The organism is Streptomyces sp. NBC_01520 (genome assembly GCF_045040375.1).
GTDB lineage: Bacteria > Actinomycetota > Actinomycetes > Streptomycetales > Streptomycetaceae > Streptomyces.
Genome location: NZ_CP109404.1, coordinates 5,555,418 through 5,571,978, shown reverse-complemented (window position 1 = coordinate 5,571,978; position 16,561 = coordinate 5,555,418). Strand labels below are relative to the sequence as shown.

Genomic DNA, 16,561 nt, shown 5'->3' with positions numbered 1-16,561 from the left:
GGTGATCCGTCTCACGGGCCCCGGGGCCGGTCAGCGGTACTTACCGGCCGGTATGGTCGCCGCATGCCGAGCCGCCCCCCTGCCGAACCCACCCGATCCGGACGTCCCCGCAGCGCCGCGGCCGACGCCGCGATCCTGGAGGCGACCCGTGCGTCGCTGGTCGACCTCGGCTGGTCGAAGCTGACGATGGGCGACGTGGCGACGCGGGCGGGGGTCGCCAAGACGACTCTGTACCGCCGCTGGGCCGGCAAGAACGAGCTGGTCGTGGACGCGGTCGCGGTCCTCTTCGACGAGCTGGAGCTGCCCGACCTCGGCAGCCTCGCGGCCGATGTGGAGGCAGTGGTGCTGCAGTTCGCGGCACTGCTGGAGCGGCCGGAGACCAAGACCTCGCTGATGGCGGTGGTCGCGGAGTCGACGCGTGACGAGGCGCTGCGGAGCCGGATCAGGAATTCGATCGTGACCAGGCAGAAGCGGCTGGTCCTGCGGGGACGCGAGCGGGCGCAGGACCGCGGCGAGCTGCCCCCCGAGCCGGATCCCGCGATGGCCGCCCGGACCGCCGATCTGGTCTTCGACGTGATCGCCGGCGCGGTGGTGCACCGGGCGCTGGTGAGCGCCGAACCCGTCGACACCGACTGGGCCCGGCGCTTCACCCTGCTGCTGCTCTCGGGGCTGGGAGCCGCCGCCCAGCCGGCGGGGACAGTGGGTCAGAAGCCGGGCGGCTCCGTGTAGATGCCCCACTCGTCGCGCAGGACGCCGCAGATCTCACCGAGGGTCGCCTCGGCCCGTACGGCCTCCAGCATCGGCCCGATCATGTTCGAGCCGTCGCGCGCGGAGGCAAGCATCGCGTCGAGCGCGGCGCGCACCCGGGCGTCGTCGCGGCCCTCTTTGCGTCCGGCGAGGTCGCGCACCTGGTCGCGCTCGACCTCGTGGCTGACCCGGAGGATCTCCAGGTCGCCGGTGACGGAGCCGTGGTGGACGTTGACGCCGACGACCCGCTTGTCGCCCTTCTCCAGCGACTGCTGGTACTGGAAGGCCGATTCGGCGATCTCACCGGTGAACCAGCCGTCCTCGATGCCGCGCAGGATGCCTGAGGTCATCGGGCCGATCGGGTGCTTGCCGTCCGGGTGGGCCCGGGTACCGCGCTCCTTGATCTGATCGAAGATCTTCTCGGCCTCGGCCTCGATACGGTCGGTGAGCTGCTCGACGTACCAGGAACCGCCCAGCGGGTCGGCGACGTTGGCGACGCCGGTCTCCTCCATCAGCACCTGCTGGGTGCGCAGGGCGATCTCGGCCGCCTGCGCGGAGGGGAGGGCCAGCGTCTCGTCCAGGGCGTTGGTGTGCAGCGAGTTGGTGCCGCCGAGGACGGCGGAGAGTGCCTCGACCGCGGTGCGGACGACGTTGTTGTACGGCTGCTGGGCCGTCAGCGAGACACCGGCGGTCTGGGTGTGGAAGCGGAGCCACTGCGCCTTGTCGGTCCGCGCGCCGTACGTCTCCTTCATCCAGCGGGCCCAGATGCGGCGGGCGGCGCGGAACTTGGCGATCTCCTCGAAGAAGTCGAGGTGGGCGTCGAAGAAGAAGGAGAGCCCCGGGGCGAAGGTGTCGACCTCCAGGCCGCGGGAGAGGCCGAGCTCCACGTAGCCGAAGCCGTCGGCCAGGGTGTACGCCAGCTCCTGCGCGGCCGTCGCTCCGGCCTCGCGGATGTGGTACCCGGAGACCGAGAGCGGTTTGTAGGCGGGGATGTCGCGCGCGCAGTGCTCCATCAGGTCGCCGATGAGGCGCAGGTGCGGCTCGGGCTGGAAGAGCCACTCCTTCTGCGCGATGTACTCCTTGAAGATGTCGGTCTGCAGCGTGCCGTTGAGGACGCCCGGGTCGACACCCTGGCGCTCGGCGGCGACCAGGTACATGCAGAAGACGGGGACGGCGGGCCCGCTGATCGTCATCGAGGTGGTGACGTCACCGAGCGGGATGTCCTTGAAGAGGGTCTCCATGTCGGCGGCGGAGTCGATGGCGACCCCGCAGTGCCCGACCTCACCGAGGGCGCGGGGGTCGTCGGAGTCGCGGCCCATCAGGGTCGGCATGTCGAAGGCCACGCTGAGCCCGCCGCCGCCCGCGGCCAGGATCATCTTGTAGCGCTCGTTGGTCTGCTCGGCGTTGCCGAAGCCGGCGAACTGGCGGATGGTCCAGGTCCGGCCGCGGTAGCCGGTCGGGTAGAGCCCGCGGGTGAAGGGGTACTCGCCGGGCCAGCCGATCCGCTCGAAGCCCTCGTAGGTGTCACCGGGGCGGGGCCCGTACGCGGGCTCCACCGGGTCCCCGGAGAGCGTGGTGAAGTCCGCGTCGCGCTTGCGGGCCTTGTCGTAACGGGCCTGCCAGCGGCGGCGGCCTTCCTCGATCGCGTGAGCGTCCATGGTACGAATTTACTAGGACGTCCTAGTAAATGTCGATGGCAAACCGCCCGGCGCTTTCACGCGGGGCGGTTCGGTCTCAGCTCGTACGCCGGACGGTCAGGCCTTGACGGCCTGCGCGGCGCCGTCCGTGATCAGCGGCTCGACCTCACGGACGACCTTGCGCTCCACGAAGAAGGCGGCCGTCGGGATGGTTCCGGAGACCAGCACCCACAGCAGCTTGCCGACCGGCCACTTCGCCTTGGAGCCCAGGTCGAAGGCGAAGACCAGGTAGATGATGAACAGGACGCCGTGGAGCTGCGAGACCGCGAAGGTCAGGCTCTCGCCGGTGTCGAATCCGTACTTGAAGACCATGCACACGCACAGGATCATCAACATGACGGCGGTGACGTAGGCCATCACCCGATAGCGGGTCAGCACGCTGCGTTTCATGGCATCGAGCGTAGCCGCAGGCTCCGGGCGATCCTGCAGCGCCCTGCCCCCGGGCTACTCGTCCTCGAAGTCCTGGGCGGCCACCCGCAGCGGGCGCAGCATCGCGAAGATCTCGGCGCACTCCTCGGAGTCGTAGACCCCGAGCCCGAAGTCCATCGCCATCAGGTCCTGGGTGGCCGCCTCGACGACCTCGCGGCCCTTGGGGGTGATGGAGGCGAGGGTTCCGCGCCCGTCGTTGGGGTTGGGCCGCTTGCCGACCAGCCCGGACCGCACCAGCCGGTCGACGGTGTTGGTGACGGAGGTGGGGTGCACCATGAGGCGCTCGCCGATCTTGGACATCGGCAGCTCACCGGCCTGCGAGAAGGTGAGCAGGACCAGCGCCTCGTAGCGGGCGAAGGTCAGCCCGTACGGTTTGACCACCGCGTCCACCTCGGCGAGCAGGATCTGCTGCGCCCGCATGATCGAGGTGATCGCGCCCATGGAGGGCACCGGGCCCCAGCGCCGGTGCCAGAGTTCTTCGGCGCGGGCGATGGGATCGAAGGGAAGGCTGAGCGGCTTCGGCACGGGACGACCTTACCCACTGGTCACATACTGGTCAGCCCTGTCTCGCACTTCGGTACCGGACGTCTGTTCTACGGACCTCGGCGACGAGCAGGAGCGTGCACGCGGTGCCGGAGGCGGCGACCACCTGGTGCACCGGGAAGAACTCCGCGGTCAGTCCGGCGAGGGCCATGCCGATGCCCCGGACCGTCATCAGCCCCGCGGTGAGCGGCGTCACGGCCCGGCCGCGCAGATGCTCAGGCACCGCGTCCACGAACCACTGGTCGAGCCCGATGACGTACGCGGCCCCCGCCCCGGCCGGCACGAGAGCGGCCACGGTTCCGGCCGGGCCCGGCCGGAACGCGTACTGATGGCCGTACCGCCGCGAGGTGAGCGGGCCCGCGTGCTGTACGAGCGCAGGCCGCTCGGCATCGCGCCGGCGGGGCAGGACCCGTGAGCGGCCTCAGCCGGCCTTGACCCACTTCGCCACCGACGGCGTCCCCGCCGTGTCCGTGAGGAACAGCATGTACCAGCCGGGCGGCAGCAGCGCCGGGTCGTCCGGCACCGTGACCGTCACCTTGCCCGAGGACTTCCGCAGCCCCAGCTCGACGGAGCGCTGCTCGACGTCCGTGGTGTGCGTGACCGCGCTCGGCCGCATCAGCCGCGCCGTCGCGATCCGCCCGGAGCCCTCGACGGCGTACGTCGCCGAGCCGCCGCGGGCGACCGTATCCGGCCCCTTCCCGATCACCGGCCGCACGACCTCGCTCCGGTGCAGCGCGGGCGGTGTGTAGACCTCCATCCGCTGTTCGAAGGTGCCGAGCCGGGTGTTGGCCCTGTCGCCGTACAGCGAGTCGGAGCCGAAGGTCGCCACCCGCCCGTCGGGCAGCAACAGGGCCTCCGAGTGGTAGTTGCGGCCGACGGTCGGATCGGCCGCCGCGGTGAACGTGCCGGTCGCCGGGTCGTAGGACTGCGCCTTGAGGATGTTGCTGGCGCCGCGTCCCCGGTAGTCCCTGGAGCCTCCGGTGGTGAAGACGGTGTCGTCCGGCATGAGCACGCTGTTCAGATAGCGCGTGCCCTGCGGGAGGTCGGGTCCGCGCTCGAACGCGGGCCGCTCCTTCGTGAGGTCGACGACGGCGGTCCGGGCGGTGGACTTCGCGGACTCGCCCACCCCGCCGCCGCCGAGGACCATCACCTTCTGGTCCTGCGCGGGCGGCAGCATCAGCGAGGCCGCGGTCTCCAGCTCGTCGGCGTCGGTCAGCCCGCCGACCTCGGTGAAGGTGTTCTTCTCCGGGTCCCACAGCCCGGGGAGCCGCCCCTTGTCCGCGGGTCCGTAGCCGGCGTTCGCGCCCGGGTAGAAGAGCTTGCCGCCCTTGGTCAGGAACAGTGCGGGATAGGTCGGGAAGTAGCGGAAGGGGCCCTTGGACCACTTCTTCGTCCCCGGGTCGTAGATCTCGTTGCCGCCGGCCAGGATCTCGCCGACGTCGTCGAGACCGGACACGGCGAGGACCCTGCCGTCGTCGAGACCGACGAGCGTCGGGTACCAGCGGGCGTCCTTCATGGGGGCGACCGGGATGTACTTCTCGGCCACCGGGTCGAATTCGTACGCCGCCCTGATCCCCTGGAAGTCCTGCTTGTCCATGGTCATCTTCTCGGCAAGGCCGTAGGCGTTGTCGGCCGCCTTCCCCTTGAGCCCCTTGATCCGGTACCGGGCGGCCTTCCCGGTCACCGCCCGCGGCCCCTCCTCGACGGCCTCCACGAAGACGCGCTGCTCGGAGGCGGTCACCCTGGTCCTCCACGGCTTCATCGCGCCGCTCTCGAAGTAGTCCACCTCGAACGCGCGCTTCGCCTTCGGCACCGTCACGTCGAACCTGGACACGTACTCCGCACCGGACGGTGACGTGAAGACGGTGCCCTTCCCGAGGGTGAGCGGCTTGTCCGGGTTCTCGTTCTTCACCCGCATCCCGCCGCCCGCGCGCCGCACCTTGTCGTCGAGCACCTCGTAGCGCGCGGTGCCGCCGGCGATCAGGAGGCGGCCGTCGGGGAGGGCGGCGTGGCCGCCGCAGAAGAAGTCCTCGGGGGTGTCGATCTTCTTGAAGGTGCCCGCGTCCGGGTCCCACAGGACCGTGTCGAAGGTGCCCGCGTCGAAGTGCTCCTCGTCGTTGCCGGAGCCGGCGACGATCAGCACCTTCCCGGTGCGCAGGAGGGCCGCGTGAATGGCGTTCGTACGGAATTCCCCGGGGATGCGCACCCGCTCCCAGGAGCCGTACCGCGCCTTGTACGCGGGCCGGCCGATCGCGTACGCGTGGTACCTGTCCTCCGCGAACGACAGGGCCGCGGGGGCGTTGAGCCCGGCGAGCACCACCATCGCGCCGCCGCCGAGCAGGGCCTTCTTCAGACGTGGGGTGGGCCGGTGGGACAGGGGCATGGATCAGTTCCCTCCTGCGGTGGTGACGGCGGTCGGCGCCTCCGTTTCACGCGGGGCACGCACAGCGCGGGGCCGCCGCTCCCGGAGCCGCGTGCAGGTCCACACGGCGACCGGTGAGAGGGCGGTGGCAAGGGCCAGCACCGCCCAGGTGCGCATCGCCGCGTGTGTGTGGCCGAGCACCGCCGACGCGGCCAGCGACACCAGCAGGAGGGCCGCCCAGAAGAGGTGCACGCGGAAGGTGAGCAGCCGGTCGGGGCTGGCCGCACCGCCCTTGGGGGTGACGACGAACCGGCCCTCGGTACGCAGCAGGGCGGCACCCAGCGACTTGAGGTAGATCGGCGCGCAGAGCGCCGACATCCCCATGCCGGCCAGCCCGCCCGATCCCTCGGGTTCGTGCGGGGAGACGTTGTGGCGGCGGTTCCACAGGTAGAGCCCGATCTGGAGGGCCGCCGCGTCGCTGTAGAGCATCAGCCAGAGGGAGGCGGCGACCTGGGTCCCGGAGGCGCCGAGCCAGAGGAACAGCAGGCAGCTCAGCACGCCGAGCAGCCAGTTGACGGCGGTCATGGGGTAGTAGACGAGCATCAGCGTGTAGCTGAGGAGCCGGCCGGGCGGCACCCGGAACAGCCCCTTCCCGTACTGCCGCAGCAGCGTCTCGTACGTCCCGCGCGACCAGCGGAGCTGCTGGGTGAAGAAGTCGGTCCAGGAGGCGGGGCCCTCGCCGACGGCCAGCACGTCCGGGGTGTAGACGGAGCGCCAGTACCGCCCGGTCAGCGGGTTGCGGTGGCGGTGGATCTCGAAACCGGTGGCCATGTCCTCGGTGATCGAGTCGTAGAGCCCGCCGACCTGGCGCAGGGCGGCGACGCGTACGACGTTGTTGGTGCCGACGAACATGGGGGCGCCGTAGCGGTTGCCGGCGCGCTGGATCAGGGCGTGGAAGAGGAACTGCTGGGACTCGGCCGCCTTGGTGACGGCCGAGTCGTAGTTCCCGTAGACCTGCGGGCCGACGACGAAGGCGGTGTCGGGATCGCGGAAGTAGCCCATCATCCGTTCGAGGAAGTTGGGCTGCGGTACGTGGTCGGTGTCGACGGAGGCGAAGTAACCGTAGGCGTTCCCGTGCCTGGCGAGCCAGGCGTTGTAGTTGCCGTGCTTGGTCCGGGCCTTGTGGGGGCCCTGGGCCCGGTTCCACTCGGGCACCCCGCTGCGGGTGAAGTGGTGCACGCCCAGCTCGGCGCAGAGCATCCTGGCTTCGGGGTCGTCGCCCTCGTCGAGCAGCCAGACGTCCAGACCCCCCGCGTGCCGCACCCGTACGGCGCCCTCCAGGGTGGCCCGCACCATGGCGATCGGTTCCTTGCCCGGTACGTAGCTGGTGAGGAAGGCGACCCGGGTGCCGGGCTCGGGTGTCACCGGGACGGGGTCCCTGGCCACCATCGTGGCGTGCGCGATCGACACGACGTTGACCAGCATGAACAGTTCGACGAGGCCGATGGACAGGAGCATCACGGCGTCCGCGGCGATGAGCCAGGGTTCGCCGTTCTCCCGCGTGGTCCAGTGCGTGGGCCAGACCAGGTAGAGCAGCAGCAGGCCCGTGAGCACGGGGGCGAGCGTCATCAGGAGGACTGCTCTTGTCCGGTGCTTCTCGGTGGAGAGAAGGCTGCGGTAGGCGACCCGGTAGCCCGTCGCGGCCGGCTCGGTGAGCGGCCCCGCGAGCGTGCTGTAGCGGTCGTAGTCGTAGCCCTCCGACGACAATGCGCCTCCAACGGACGAATGATGGATATCGCCACATAAGGTGATATCCATCACGGCGTCGACCCGACAGGCCAGGGAGGGGGTCATTCCTCCCCCGAACGACACAAACCCCCGGAGCCGATCGGCTCCGGGGGCTGTTGCGTACGAAGGGGGCGGACGGCAGGTCAGTCCGCCAGGTGGCGCTCCACCGTCTCGACCTTGGAGGTCAGGCCGTCGGTGACGCCGGGCCTGATGTCGGCCTTCAGCACCAGGGAGACACGGCCGGCACGGGCCTCGACGGCGGCGACGGCGCGCTTGACGACGTCCATGACCTCGTCCCACTCGCCCTCGACGGAGGTGAACATCGCGTCGGTGCGGTTGGGGAGCCCGGACTCGCGGACGACCCGTACGGCGTCGGCGACGTACTCACCGACGTCCTCGCCGACACCCAGCGGACTGACGGAGAAGGCGACGATCATGCGCTGACCGTACCTTCGGCGCGGGCGCGGGCGGCGATGACGCCGTCGGCCTCGTACTTCTTGAGCAGCTTGTCGCCGTAGAACCCGCCGAAGGGCACGACCGCGAGGAGGAAGAACAGCGCGACGCGCTTGAGCGGCCACTTGGCCTTGACCCACACGTCCAGCAGGAACACCACGTAGATCGTGAAGAGCAGGCCGTGCAGGGCTCCGAGCGGCGGCATCAGGAAGTCGATGTCCGAGACGCGCATCAGGAGCGAGCCGAAAATGAGCAGCGCCGGGAAGGAGAGCGCCTCTGGAACCGAGATGAGGCGCAGCCGGTGCAGGGCGGAAGCGGTCTTGATGTCCACGAGGGCACCTTCGGTGGGAGGGGGCGGTACGGCTTGTGAACGCAGGCACAAGCACAGCCATTGTGGCATCGCCCCCGGCCGGCTCCGGTGGCGGGGGCCGATAACAGGCGAGCACACCCCGGACAGTGCGTATCGGCGCATATCAGGGTCCTTCCCGGGTCCGGATAGAACCCGGGGCCCTGTCCGCCGGGCGCCGCTGGGACTACCGTCGCAGCGTGGCAATGTTCCGGCTCCAAGGCAGCAAGACCCTCGCCGTCACCCTGACGGGCGACGCCGTCAGGGCGAAGAACGGCTCGATGGTCGCGTACGACGGTCAGATGTCCTTCAGGAAGATGTCCGGCGGCGGTGAGGGCATCCGCGGCATGGTGACCCGCCGGCTGACCGGCGAGCAGATGACGGTGATGGAGGTGAAGGGGCAGGGCACCTGCTACTTCGCCGACCGGGCGAGCGAGATCAGCCTCGTCTCGCTGCACGGCGACAAGCTGTACGTCGAGGCGAGCAATCTGCTGGCCACCGACGCCGGGCTGCGCACCGGCACCACCTTCACCGGGCTCCGCGGCCAGGCGAGCGGCAACGGCCTGTTCACCACGACCGTCGAGGGCACCGGCCAGGCGGCGATCATGTCGGACGGTTCGGCCGTGGTGCTGCGGGTGTCGCGCCAGTACCCGCTGACCGTCGACCCGGGCGCCTACATCGCCCATCAGGGCAGCCTCCAGCAGCACTTCCAGTCCGGGGTGAACTTCCGGACGCTCATGGGCGAGGGCTCCGGCGAGTCGTTCCAGATCCGCTTCGAGGGCGACGGTCTCGTCTATGTGCAGCCGAGCGAGCGGAACACCGTCGGAGGCGATGTCTGATGCCGTTCCGTGAGATCAACTCCAAGATGGTCGAGGCCACGGTCGTGCCCGGCCAGAAGATGTACAGCCGGCGGGGCGCGATGCTGGCGTACCGCGGTGACGTGTCGTTCACGCCGAACATCCAGGGCGGGCAGGGCGGACCGGCGTCGATGATCGGCCGGCGGGTGGCCGACGAGGCGACCCCGCTGATGACGGTGGAGGGCGGTGGCACCGTGATGTTCGGTCACGGCGGCCACCACATCCAGGTGATCGGCCTGTCGGGCGACACCTTGTACGTGGAGGCCGACCGGCTGCTCGCCTTCGACGGGACGCTCCAGCAGGGCACGATGTTCATGGGCTCGCAGGGCGGCGTGATGGGCATGGTGCGCGGCCAGGTGACCGGGCAGGGCATGTTCACCACGACCCTCAAGGGTCACGGCGCGGCCGCCGTGATGGCGCACGGCGGGGTCGTCGAGCTGACGATCACGCCGGGCCGCCCGGTGCACGTGGACCCGCAGGCCTACGTCGCCCACCACGGCGACGTACGCAACAAGCTGTCCACGGCGCTCGGCTGGCGCGACATGGTGGGGCGCGGCTCCGGCGAGGCGTTCCAGCTGGAGCTCAGCGGCAGCGGTGCGGTGTACGTCCAGGCGTCGGAGGAGAAGCTGTGAGCACGCCCGTGATCCACGATCCGATGACGCTGCCGTCGGACGACAACGTCAACGCGTACACCTTCTGCGTGGAGCTCAAGGGGAGCCGGTGGTTCCTGCAGAAGGGCAAGATGATCGCCTACTACGGGCAGATCGAGTTCAACGGTATAGGGCACGGCCGTTTCGACCGGCTGCTCCGCACGAGCTTCCACTCCCCGCTGCACGCGAGCGACTGGGTGGTGGCCGAGGGCAGCGGCAAGATGCTGCTGGCGGACCGGGCCTTCGACGTGAACTCCTTCGACCTGGAGGACGGCAATCTGACGATCCGGTCCGGGAACCTGCTGGCGTACCAGCCGACGCTGGCGCTGAAGCAGTCGATCGTGCCGGGCTTCCTGACCCTCATCGGCACGGGGAAGTTCGTCGCGGCGTCCAACGGCCCGGTCGTCTTCATGGAGCCGCCGCTGCGGGTCGACCCGCAGGCACTGGTGGGCTGGGCGGACTGCCCCTCGCCCTGCCACCACTACGACCACGGGTACATGACGGGCGTGCTGGGCGGGCTGCGGTCACTGACGGGGGTGGGCGGCACGTCGGGCGAGGAGCACCAGTTCGAGTTCGTCGGGGCGGGCACGGTTCTGCTCCAGTCGACCGAGGCACTGATGCCGGATCTGGCGACGGGGGCGGCCCCGCACGAGCCGGGTGTTCCGGGCGGCTCCGCGGGCGCGGGTCAACCCGGCTCCGCACCCCGCATGCCCGGTCAGCTGGGGGACCTCCAGCGTCGCTTCGGATTGTGAACGGTACTCTGCGGAGTGTGACACCGGCCCGGCGCGTGCACGGTGTCACACCCTCCACTTTCGTCCGTCTTTCAACTTCTTAGGTAGAATCCATACATGGAGACCGAGACGGCCACCCGCTGGCTGACCGATGCGGAGCAGTACGCCTGGCGCACCCACCTGGACGTCAGCAGGCTGCTGACCCACCAGCTGGAGAAGGACCTGCAGCCGTTCGGGCTGACCATGAACGACTACGAGATCCTGGTCAATCTCTCGGAGTCGGACGACCAGCGTATGCGGATGAGCGACCTGGCCGCCGCGACCCTTCAGTCCAAGAGCAGGCTCTCGCACCAGATCACGCGCATGGAGAACGCCGGCCTCGTGCGGCGTGAGCACTGCGAGTCGGACCGGCGCGGGCTGTTCGCGGTCCTCACCGCCCCCGGTGCGGAGACCATGCGCAAGGTCGCGCCGCACCATGTCGAGTCGGTGCGCAGGCACTTCATGGACCTGCTGACGCCCGAGGCGCTCGCCGAGCTGCGTGCGGCGCTGACCCCGATCGCCGACCACCTGCGCGGCCGGCGCGGCAAGCCGTAGGCCGTGCGGGCCGGAACCGGCCCGCACGCCCGTGCCCCTCGCGGGAACGTCGGCGCCCCTTCGTCCGCCGGACCTCACGCTCCCGGCGCGGCCGGTGCGGGCAGCCGCAGCGTGAACCGTGCGCCGCCCTCCGGGGCCGTACCCACGTCGAGCGTGCCACCGTGCCGGCCCGCCACGTCACAGGCGATGGCGAGACCCAGCCCCGCCCCGCCGTCGTCCCGGCTGCGGGCGTCGTCGAGGCGTACGAACCGCTCGAAGACGCGCTCCCGTTCGGCCTCCGGCACCCCCGAGCCGTCGTCGGTGACCTCCACCAGGACATCGCCCCGGTCCCTCGTCACGGCGACGGCGACCGAGTGCTCCGCGTGACGCTCGGCGTTGTCCAGCAGATTGCCGACCACCCGGGACAACTGCCCGCGTGAACCGGTGACTTCGAGAACCCCGTCCGCCACGGACACCGCCACCGGGATCCGGTCCCCGGCCCGCTGCGACACCTCCTCGCGGACCAGCGTCCCCAGGTCGACCGCCGTCCTCCCGGGCCGCTCCCCCGCGTCCAGCCGGGCCAACAGCAGCAGGTCGGTGGCCAGCCCCTGCAGCCGTACGGTGTCGGCGACCGCGCCGGGCACGTCCAGCAGTTCCGGATGGGCTTCCCCCACCTCGAGCTGTGTGCGCAGCGAGGCGATCGGGCTGCGCAGCTCGTGCGAGGCGTCCGCGACGAAACGCCGCTGCCGCTCCACCGAGGCCTCCAGCACCGTCAGGGTCTCGTTGGTCGTCCGGGCCAGCCGGGCGATCTCGTCACGCGAGTCCGGCTCGGGCACCCGGCGCCGGAGGTCCTCGGACGCGGTGATCGCGGACAGTTCCCTGCGGATGCCCTCCACGGGCCGCAGGGCCCTGCGGGTCACCAGCCAGGTCACCCCGGCCACGACGGCCAGCAGGACCGGCAGGCCGGTCAGCATGGCGCCGCGCACCGTGTCCACGGCTTCCTGCTCGGTCGCGAGGGGGGCACCCGCGTGGACGGTCAGGGTGACGCCGTCCGAGGTGGTCCCCTCGACCCGGGCGAAGCGGTAGTCGGCCGTCCCGCCGTCGATCGTGGCCGTGCCGTTCGTGAAGTCCGGGTCGTCGGAGGAGACCTTGCCGCGCGCCGGGTCGTCGCTCCGGTCGTCGTCGTCATCGTCGTCGTCATCGTCACCGGGGCTCTCGGCCGGCGCCGACGGCACGGGGGTGACCCGCGGTGTGGCGGTCCCCGAGATCGCCTCCAGGTCCTCCGAGGCAGCCACCACCCGACCGTCCTCGTCGGTCACCTGGACCGGGTGGAGGTCCTCGTCGCCCAGGTCCAGGTCCGCGTACGGCACGTCCAGGGCGAGCTGGCCGGCCACCTCGCGCGCCGTCACCTCCGCCTCCAGCCCCGCCTGGTCGGTCAGGTTGCCCCGCAGGACCATGAGGACGGCGAGCCCCGCCCCGACGAGGGCGACGGCGACCACCAGGGTCGCGCCGATGGCCGCCCTGGCCCGTACGGATCTCACAGCGCCTCCAGCCGGTAGCCGGCGCCGCGCACCGTACGGATGGACGTGGCGCCGAGCTTGCGCCGCAGGGTGCTGACGTAGACCTCGACGATGTTGGGGTCGCCGTCGTACGCGAAGTCCCAGACGTGCTCCAGGATCTCGGCCTTGCTCACGACCTCGCCGGCGCGCAGGGCCAGCTGTTCCAGTACGGCGAACTCCTTCGCGGTCAGGGCGAACTCCTCCTCGCCCCGCTGCACCCGCCGGGCGGCCGTGTCCATCCGCAGACTGCCGACGGTGAGCACGGGCGAGCCCGACCCGGTGGTGCGGCGGCGGAGCAGGGCCCGGACGCGGGCGACGAGCACGAGGTAGCTGAAGGGCTTGGTCAGGTAGTCGTCGGCGCCGGTGTCGAGCCCCTCGGCCTCGTCGTACTCCCCGTCCTTCGCCGTCAGCATCAGGATGGGTACGTCATGGCCCGCGGCGCGCAGCGCGGCGCACACGCGGTAGCCGTTCATCCCGGGCAGCATGATGTCGAGGACGACGAGGTCGTACCGCCCCTCCCCGGCCCGGTGCAGCCCTTCCAGGCCGTCGTGCACGACATCGACGGCGAAGCCCTCGGCGGTGAGTCCCCTTGCCAGGGACACCGCGAGGCGCTTCTCGTCCTCCACGATCAGCAGACGCATACGCACAGCCTCGCAAACCGAACCTGAAGGCGTCTTCAGCTGCCTTCAGGCTGGGTTCAGCATCGCCTCGGCATGGTGGTTCCTGTCGCACCGCACAACCACTCGGAGGAACCCCATGAAGCGCAACATCGCCATCGCAGCCGTCACCGCGGCCGTCCTCGTCGGCGGGGGCGCCGCGGCCACGGTCGCCTTCGCGGACGACGACAGCAGCCGCCGCACGACGGGCACGACGACGGAGACGGCCGGCGGCGACCGGGACGACGACGGGGGCAAGGAGTCCGTCCGCGGCACCAGCGGCGCGATCTCCCTCGACCAGGCCGTCGCCGCCGCGCTGAAGGCGGTGCCCGGCACGGTCACCGAGGCCGAGCTGGACGACGACGACCGCGCGGTCTGGGAGCTGGACGTGTACGGCTCCGACCGGACGTGGCACGACGTGAAGGTGGACGCGCGCACGGCGAAGGTCGTGTCCGACCGCGACGGCGGCGACGACGACCGCGACCGGAACGCACCCGGGTCCGCCGCCGTCACGATGGACGCGGCGGCCCGTGCGGCCCTGCAGAGCGCGCCCGGCAGCGTGACGTCCATCGACCTGGACGACGACCGGGACGACGACGATGACGACCGCCGGGGCGGAGTCCTGCGCTGGGACGTCGACGTGGCCGGCGAGGACGGCACGCGGCACGAGCTGCACGTCGACGCGAAGACCGGCAAGGTGTCGGTGGACGACGACAAGGGCGACGACGACCGGGACGACCACGACGACCGCGATGACTGGGGCGACGACGACCACGACGACAACTGATCCGCCGGTTCCCGGGCGGCCCGCACGCCGCCCGGGGGCCGTCAGCCGTCGTTCGCGTCCGGCAGCCCGGTGAGGCCCGCCACCAGCTCGTCCGCCGCACGGTACGGGTCGAGTTCGCCCGCGACGATGCGCTCCGCCAGGGCGTCCAGCCGGCGGTCGCCGTGCAGGTCGCCGATGCGTGCCCGCAGCGCGGTGACGGCGATCGTCTCGACCTCCGTCGCCGCCCGCCGGGCGCGCCGCTCGGCCAGGACGCCGTGCTCCTCCATCCACGCCCGGTGCTTCTCCAGGGCCTCCACGACCTCGTCGATGCCCTCGCCCCGGGCGGCGACCGTCTTCACGATCGGCGGCCGCCAGTCGCCGGGCCTCCGGGACTCCCCGAGGCCCAGCATGTGGTTGAGCTCGCGGGCGGTGGCGTCCGCCCCGTCCCGGTCGGCCTTGTTGACGACGTACACATCGCCGATCTCCAGGATTCCGGCCTTGGCCGCCTGGATGCCGTCGCCCATGCCGGGGGCCAGCAGCACGACGGAGGTGTCGGCCTGGGAGGCGATCTCCACCTCCGACTGGCCGACGCCCACCGTCTCCACGAGGATCACGTCGAAGCCCGCCGCGTCCAGCACCCTGATCGCCTGCGGAGCCGACCAGGCGAGACCGCCCAGATGGCCGCGGGTGGCCATCGACCGGATGTAGACCCCGGGGTCGGAGGCGTGCTCCGACATCCGGATCCGGTCGCCGAGGAGCGCGCCCCCGGAGAACGGCGAGGACGGGTCGACGGCCAGGACCGCGACCCGCCTGCCGGCCTTCCGGTAGGCGGAGACCAGCGCCGAGGTCGAGGTGGACTTGCCGACGCCCGGCGATCCGGTGAGCCCGACGACGTACGCATGGCCCGCGAGCGGTGCCATGGCAGCCATCACCTCCCGCAGCCGGGGCGAGGCACCCTCCACCAGGGAGATGAGCCGGGCCACCGCACGTGGCCCGCCCTGGCGTGCCTGCTCGACCAGGGTGGGGACGTCCACCTTCACGCTCGGTCTCCTCGCTCGCTCGTACGGTGGACTACTTGCCCGGAACCCGGATGATCAACGCATCGCCCTGGCCGCCGCCGCCGCACAGCGCCGCCGCCCCGGTGCCGCCGCCGCGCCGCTTCAGCTCCAGCGCCAGGTGCAGCACCACACGGGCGCCGGACATGCCGATCGGGTGGCCGAGCGCGATGGCGCCGCCGTTCACGTTGACCTTGTCCGAGGTGACGCCGAGGTCCTTCATCGACTGGACCGCGACGGCCGCGAAGGCCTCGTTGATCTCGATGAGGTCGAGGTCCTCGACTCCGATGCCCTCCTTCCTGAGGGCGTGGCGGATGGCGTTGGACGGCTGCGACTGGAGCGAGTTGTCCGGACCGGCCACGTTGCCGTGGGCGCCGATCTCGGCGATCCAGTCCAGGCCGAGCTCCTCGGCCTTGGCCTTGCTCATGACGACGACCGCGGCGGCACCGTCGGAGATCTGGGAGGAGGTCCCGGCGGTGATCGTGCCGTCCTTGGCGAACGCCGGACGCAGCTTGCCGAGCGACTCGGTGGTCGTCTCCGGGCGGATGCCCTCGTCCTTGGAAAAGAGGACCGGGTCGCCCTTGCGCTGCGGGATCTCGACCGGGGTGATCTCGGCCTCGAAGACACCGTTCTTCTGGGCGGCGGCGGCACGCTGGTGGGACAGGGCGCCGATCTCGTCCTGGGCGGCGCGGTCCAGGCCGAGGCGGGTGTTGTGCTTCTCGGTGGACTCGCCCATCGGAATGTTCTCGTAGGCGTCCGTCAGTCCGTCGTGCGCCATCGAGTCGAGCATCTCGATCGCACCGTACTTGTAGCCCTCGCGGGACTTCGGCAGCAGATGCGGGGCGTTGGTCATCGACTCCTGGCCACCGGCCACCACGACGTCGAACTCACCGGCGCGGATCAGCTGGTCGGCGAGCGCGATCGCGTCGAGCCCGGACAGACACACCTTGTTGACGGTGAGCGCGGGAACGTTCATCGGGATTCCGGCCTTGACCGCTGCCTGACGTGCGGGGATCTGCCCTGCCCCGGCCTGCAGCACCTGGCCCATGATCACATATTCGACCTGGTCGCCGCCGATCCCGGCCCGGTCCAGCGCGGCCTTGATCGCGACGCCTCCGAGGTCGGCTCCGGAGAAGGTCTTCAGCGAGCCGAGGAGGCGGCCCATGGGCGTCCGCGCGCCCGCGACGATCACTGAGGTGGTACCGGTCGTTCCTGACATGAGGCGCAGCCCCTTGGATTGGTTGTGAACGAGGGTTTACCTGAATGTACTGAGCGGTACCGCGCCCGTCATCCGGCAGCGGGTGTGATCGCGCGCACGTTGCGTAACCATCCCCGGCGCGCTGCACTGG

17 protein-coding genes and 1 pseudogene are annotated in these 16,561 nt (G+C 70.8%); 6 read left to right on the top strand and 12 right to left on the bottom strand.

Annotated features, from left to right (window positions below; all coding sequences use genetic code 11):
• Positions 1–63: 63 nt before the first annotated feature.
• Entirely contained in the window at positions 64–729 is a 666-nt protein-coding gene (locus OG524_RS25540) for a TetR/AcrR family transcriptional regulator (protein WP_405388542.1), read from the top strand.
• Here OG524_RS25540 and OG524_RS25535 read toward each other — a convergent pair.
• From OG524_RS25535 to OG524_RS25500, 8 genes and pseudogenes are all read right to left on the bottom strand, one after another.
• Entirely contained in the window at positions 705–2,405 is a 1,701-nt protein-coding gene (locus tag OG524_RS25535) for a methylmalonyl-CoA mutase (RefSeq protein ID WP_405388543.1), read from the bottom strand. The genes OG524_RS25540 and OG524_RS25535 overlap by 25 nt on opposite strands.
• Positions 2,406–2,501: 96 nt before the next feature.
• A complete protein-coding gene (locus OG524_RS25530; RefSeq protein ID WP_405388544.1) occupies positions 2,502–2,834 on the bottom strand; it encodes a DUF3817 domain-containing protein in 333 nt (110 codons plus the stop codon).
• Positions 2,835–2,888: 54 nt separating this feature from the next.
• On the bottom strand, positions 2,889–3,398 hold the full coding sequence (locus OG524_RS25525; protein ID WP_405388545.1) for a MarR family winged helix-turn-helix transcriptional regulator: 510 nt from the start codon (positions 3,396–3,398) through the stop codon (positions 2,889–2,891).
• 9 nt (positions 3,399–3,407) lie between these two features.
• A pseudogene (locus OG524_RS25520) lies at positions 3,408–3,741 on the bottom strand (MFS transporter); the annotation flags it as partial.
• Between the two features lie 96 nt (positions 3,742–3,837).
• A complete protein-coding gene (locus OG524_RS25515) occupies positions 3,838–5,799 on the bottom strand; it encodes a galactose oxidase-like domain-containing protein (protein ID WP_405811730.1) in 1,962 nt (653 codons plus the stop codon).
• Positions 5,800–5,802: 3 nt separating this feature from the next.
• A complete protein-coding gene (locus OG524_RS25510; protein WP_405388547.1) occupies positions 5,803–7,596 on the bottom strand; it encodes a glycosyltransferase family 2 protein in 1,794 nt (597 codons plus the stop codon).
• A gap of 113 nt (positions 7,597–7,709) precedes the next feature.
• Positions 7,710–8,003, bottom strand: coding sequence for an MTH1187 family thiamine-binding protein (locus OG524_RS25505; protein WP_388201217.1), 294 nt, complete (start codon positions 8,001–8,003; stop codon positions 7,710–7,712).
• Positions 8,000–8,350, bottom strand: a complete 351-nt coding sequence (locus OG524_RS25500) for a DUF3817 domain-containing protein (protein WP_056794421.1) — start codon at positions 8,348–8,350, stop codon at positions 8,000–8,002. The genes OG524_RS25505 and OG524_RS25500 overlap by 4 nt, the downstream gene beginning before the upstream one ends.
• Before the next feature lie 221 nt (positions 8,351–8,571).
• Here OG524_RS25500 and OG524_RS25495 point away from each other — a divergent pair, with 221 nt between their 5' ends.
• The 4 genes from OG524_RS25495 (at position 8,572) to OG524_RS25480 (ending at position 11,197) form a co-directional block, all read left to right on the top strand.
• Positions 8,572–9,204 (top strand): AIM24 family protein, encoded by a 633-nt coding sequence (locus OG524_RS25495; RefSeq protein WP_405393098.1) that lies wholly within the window; start codon positions 8,572–8,574, stop codon positions 9,202–9,204.
• Positions 9,204–9,854 carry an AIM24 family protein gene (locus tag OG524_RS25490; RefSeq protein WP_405811729.1) on the top strand — a complete coding sequence of 217 codons (651 nt, stop codon included), beginning with the start codon at positions 9,204–9,206 and terminating at the stop codon, positions 9,852–9,854. The genes OG524_RS25495 and OG524_RS25490 overlap by 1 nt, the downstream gene beginning before the upstream one ends.
• The gene (locus OG524_RS25485; protein WP_405388549.1) at positions 9,851–10,624 is read left to right on the top strand and encodes an AIM24 family protein; all 774 of its coding nucleotides are present in this window, start codon (positions 9,851–9,853) and stop codon (positions 10,622–10,624) included. Before OG524_RS25490 ends, OG524_RS25485 begins: the two co-directional genes overlap by 4 nt.
• A gap of 96 nt (positions 10,625–10,720) precedes the next feature.
• Positions 10,721–11,197 (top strand): MarR family winged helix-turn-helix transcriptional regulator, encoded by a 477-nt coding sequence (locus OG524_RS25480; protein ID WP_405388550.1) that lies wholly within the window; start codon positions 10,721–10,723, stop codon positions 11,195–11,197.
• Positions 11,198–11,271: 74 nt separating this feature from the next.
• Here OG524_RS25480 and OG524_RS25475 read toward each other — a convergent pair whose 3' ends face one another.
• The gene (locus tag OG524_RS25475; protein ID WP_405388551.1) at positions 11,272–12,717 is read right to left on the bottom strand and encodes an ATP-binding protein; all 1,446 of its coding nucleotides are present in this window, start codon (positions 12,715–12,717) and stop codon (positions 11,272–11,274) included.
• Positions 12,714–13,376, bottom strand: coding sequence for a response regulator transcription factor (locus OG524_RS25470; protein ID WP_405388552.1), 663 nt, complete (start codon positions 13,374–13,376; stop codon positions 12,714–12,716). The genes OG524_RS25475 and OG524_RS25470 overlap by 4 nt, the downstream gene beginning before the upstream one ends.
• Positions 13,377–13,491: 115 nt before the next feature.
• Here OG524_RS25470 and OG524_RS25465 point away from each other — a divergent pair, with 115 nt between their 5' ends.
• Positions 13,492–14,178, top strand: coding sequence for a PepSY domain-containing protein (locus OG524_RS25465; RefSeq protein WP_405811728.1), 687 nt, complete (start codon positions 13,492–13,494; stop codon positions 14,176–14,178).
• A 41-nt stretch (positions 14,179–14,219) separates the two neighbouring features.
• Here the strand turns inward: OG524_RS25465 and meaB are convergent, their stop codons facing one another.
• On the bottom strand, positions 14,220–15,197 hold the full coding sequence (meaB, locus tag OG524_RS25460; protein ID WP_405811727.1) for a methylmalonyl Co-A mutase-associated GTPase MeaB: 978 nt from the start codon (positions 15,195–15,197) through the stop codon (positions 14,220–14,222).
• A gap of 31 nt (positions 15,198–15,228) precedes the next feature.
• Positions 15,229–16,431, bottom strand: coding sequence for an acetyl-CoA C-acetyltransferase (locus OG524_RS25455; protein ID WP_405388555.1), 1,203 nt, complete (start codon positions 16,429–16,431; stop codon positions 15,229–15,231).
• Between the last annotated feature and the right edge of the window lie 130 nt (positions 16,432–16,561).

Excerpts from the sequence above, each read along its gene's own strand:
- OG524_RS25540 (WP_405388542.1), top strand. The coding sequence starts at position 64 with ATGCCGAGCCGCCCCCCTGCCGAACCCACCCGATCCGGACGTCCCCGC.
- OG524_RS25535 (WP_405388543.1), bottom strand. The coding sequence starts at position 2,405 with ATGGACGCTCACGCGATCGAGGAAGGCCGCCGCCGCTGGCAGGCCCGT.
- OG524_RS25530 (WP_405388544.1), bottom strand. The coding sequence starts at position 2,834 with ATGAAACGCAGCGTGCTGACCCGCTATCGGGTGATGGCCTACGTCACC.
- OG524_RS25515 (WP_405811730.1), bottom strand. The coding sequence starts at position 5,799 with ATGCCCCTGTCCCACCGGCCCACCCCACGTCTGAAGAAGGCCCTGCTC.
- OG524_RS25510 (WP_405388547.1), bottom strand. The coding sequence starts at position 7,596 with ATGGATATCACCTTATGTGGCGATATCCATCATTCGTCCGTTGGAGGC.
- OG524_RS25505 (WP_388201217.1), bottom strand. The coding sequence starts at position 8,003 with ATGATCGTCGCCTTCTCCGTCAGTCCGCTGGGTGTCGGCGAGGACGTC.
- OG524_RS25495 (WP_405393098.1), top strand. The coding sequence starts at position 8,572 with ATGTTCCGGCTCCAAGGCAGCAAGACCCTCGCCGTCACCCTGACGGGC.
- OG524_RS25490 (WP_405811729.1), top strand. The coding sequence starts at position 9,204 with ATGCCGTTCCGTGAGATCAACTCCAAGATGGTCGAGGCCACGGTCGTG.
- OG524_RS25480 (WP_405388550.1), top strand. The coding sequence starts at position 10,721 with ATGGAGACCGAGACGGCCACCCGCTGGCTGACCGATGCGGAGCAGTAC.
- OG524_RS25470 (WP_405388552.1), bottom strand. The coding sequence starts at position 13,376 with ATGCGTCTGCTGATCGTGGAGGACGAGAAGCGCCTCGCGGTGTCCCTG.
- OG524_RS25465 (WP_405811728.1), top strand. The coding sequence starts at position 13,492 with ATGAAGCGCAACATCGCCATCGCAGCCGTCACCGCGGCCGTCCTCGTC.
- OG524_RS25455 (WP_405388555.1), bottom strand. The coding sequence starts at position 16,431 with ATGTCAGGAACGACCGGTACCACCTCAGTGATCGTCGCGGGCGCGCGG.